The following is a 2,360-nucleotide window of genomic DNA, read 5'->3' on the forward strand; positions in this document are numbered from 1 at the left end:
GACATCACAAGAATGCTGATGGACTATGTTTTGTCGATTGAAATTACCGATGAAGCAGAAGACAAAAGTGACCGCATTACCATAGAGCTTGATGACCGCGCACGTGACAGTGATAACGGCTTTCTTGATATTCCTCTCATCGGGACAGTTATTTCCATAACACTTGGCTATGAAGGCGGGAAAAACCGCGATATGGGAGCCTATCTGATAGACGAAATTTCTGTAAGCAGCCCACCGCAAAGCTTAAGTGTTACAGGGCGCGCCGCATCAATGAACACGTCTTACAGAACCCCAAAAAGCCAATCCTATCACCAGCAAACCCTTGGCAGTATTGTTCAAGAGATAGCACAGCGTAATGGCTATACGCCAAAGGTTGATCCTTCTCTTGCAAAAATCGTTGTGCGTCACATTGACCAAACAGCTGAAAGCGATATGGCTTTTGCTACACGCCTTGCAGAAGACTATGATGCGGTAGCAAAACCCGTTGATGGCAAGCTTGTTTTGGCTAGACGGGGGGAAGGCAAAGCTATCACTGGTGAAACACTCCCCGTTGTTATTATCCATGAAAAACTCTGTACCTCTTGGGATTTTAAATACAGTGCGCGTGATGAAGCAGGTGCAGCCAATGGCTTAGAAACGGATGTGGGGGACGATCAAAAAGCTGCAGCTGATGCACGAGAACCAGAAGAGATTGATGATGATGAAAACTTTATCCATATGGATGACAATGACAGAGCAACACCATCATCATCTGAATCGGGAAAAGCAGAAACAACACCTGAGAAAGAAGAAGACAAAGAGAAAAAAGGCGGTGTTCTCGCAAGCTATCATGATATTCGCAGTGGTGAAAAAAAAGAAGTCAAAGTTGGTAACCCACCGTTCCATGAACTCAAATACACCTACCATAACCAATCAGAGGCTGTTGCGGCCATTGCTGCTTATCGCAATAAATCATCTCGTGGCAAATCTTCTTTCTCATGTGATATTGGTGGTGATCCGTTTGTGCAAGCAGAAGCAAAGCTTGTTCAAGAGCCCCCTTTCCGCCCCTATATTCCAGCAGAATGGCGCATCAAGAGCGTTAAGCACAAACTTGATAAAACGAGTGGTTACACCACAAAAATAGAGTGCGAGCTTTTTGATGAAGCCCAAGAAGACACAGCTAGAAACGTTGCAAACACCACACCAGACAAAGATGATACCCTCGACCCAAACGCCCCACCAGACGCATGCGACGAAGGTGAAGGCGTTATCCATATGGATGAAGAAGATAGATAAACAAAGCTATTTTATGATGATAAAAAGAAATACTATTTTTATTTTACTATTCCTAAAAATACAGCTAAACAGCGTTCAATTTCTACCATTTTATCTGCATGAATGGAGCCGAAAGCTGGACTAACTTTTTCACATCTTACCGTCATAATCTTATCAATCATGACTTGCGAAGGTTTTTGCAAACCATTTTTAGCGTTTGGCTGAATCGTAATGCGGAGTAATGGCGCATCAACAAGTGTGCTAGTAATGGGTAAAACTGTTACACTTGTATGTTCATTGAATTGATTAGCTTGAATGATTAACGCAGGTCTTGGTTTACCAAAATCGCCTTGCATAGCTATTGTGACGAGAGATCCACGCATCATTCTGTCCAGCCATCAACATCCATTAAAGATTGATCCATCAACAACTGCATAGATGTATCTGTTTTATCCATTTTTGCGACTAAGCGACATTGGCGTCGGCACTCTTCTGCAAAGTTCGGTTGACGCGTATCTGGTACCCAAATTTGCATTAAACGCAAACCTGCTTTTCTTTGTGCGTTGCGATGTTTTTGAACGCGTTCATTAACGTGCATTGTAGCCATAACAAAATCTCCATTATGTTTCATGTAACGTATAACACAGAAAAAAGTTACATGAAACACTACTTTTAATAAAACGCAATAATTACAATTTTAATCTATCAATCTGCCCCACCTTTTGTGGGGCTTTTTTATAGGAGCAATACATGAGAACAATATCACCAGAAGGGTTAGCACTGATTAAACAATGGGAAGGTTTACGTCTCAATGCCTATAAAGATGCCATTGGAGTGTGGACCATTGGTTATGGACATACAAACAATGCTGGAAAACCTTTTGTTCATAAAGGTATGGCAATCACCGAAAAACAAGCAGAAGAACTTCTTTGCCAAGACTTAAGACAATTTGAAAATGCCGTTGAACAAGCGTTCAATGCATTGATTTATAATCATAATCTAGCGTTATTCATATTGAATGAGAACCCTGAATAACGTAGGATTCTCTCATTTCAAATCTGTTTATCTTGAATCAATCAAAACCACTTACTTGCACGTCACAAGCG

General features: G+C 41.4%; 3 protein-coding genes and 1 pseudogene. 2 read left to right on the top strand and 2 right to left on the bottom strand.

Translation table 11 applies throughout. The features are described from left to right. On the top strand, positions 1–1,275 hold a 1,275-nt coding region (locus ACFINI_RS09775), incomplete at its 5' end, for a contractile injection system protein, VgrG/Pvc8 family (RefSeq protein ID WP_375648027.1). 38 nt (positions 1,276–1,313) lie between these two features. Here ACFINI_RS09775 and ACFINI_RS09780 read toward each other — a convergent pair. Together ACFINI_RS09780 and ACFINI_RS09785 are read right to left on the bottom strand one after the other, a co-directional pair. After that, the gene (locus tag ACFINI_RS09780; RefSeq protein WP_375630048.1) at positions 1,314–1,637 is read right to left on the bottom strand and encodes a type II toxin-antitoxin system PemK/MazF family toxin; all 324 of its coding nucleotides are present in this window, start codon (positions 1,635–1,637) and stop codon (positions 1,314–1,316) included. After that, on the bottom strand, positions 1,637–1,861 hold the full coding sequence (locus ACFINI_RS09785) for an antitoxin MazE family protein (protein WP_019224016.1): 225 nt from the start codon (positions 1,859–1,861) through the stop codon (positions 1,637–1,639). Before ACFINI_RS09785 ends, ACFINI_RS09780 begins: the two co-directional genes overlap by 1 nt. 143 nt (positions 1,862–2,004) lie before the next feature. Between ACFINI_RS09785 and ACFINI_RS09790 the strand changes: the two are divergent. After that, positions 2,005–2,268, top strand: a pseudogene (locus ACFINI_RS09790) (lysozyme); the annotation flags it as partial. Positions 2,269–2,360 lie beyond the last annotated feature (92 nt).

It is taken from the genome of Bartonella sp. AA56HLJMS, from assembly GCF_042197145.1.
GTDB lineage: Bacteria > Pseudomonadota > Alphaproteobacteria > Rhizobiales > Rhizobiaceae > Bartonella.

What these genes read in the sequence shown, in the direction of transcription:
- ACFINI_RS09785 (WP_019224016.1), bottom strand. Translation starts at nt 1,861, where the DNA reads ATGGCTACAATGCACGTTAATGAACGCGTTCAAAAACATCGCAACGCA.
- ACFINI_RS09780 (WP_375630048.1), bottom strand. Translation starts at nt 1,637, where the DNA reads ATGCGTGGATCTCTCGTCACAATAGCTATGCAAGGCGATTTTGGTAAA.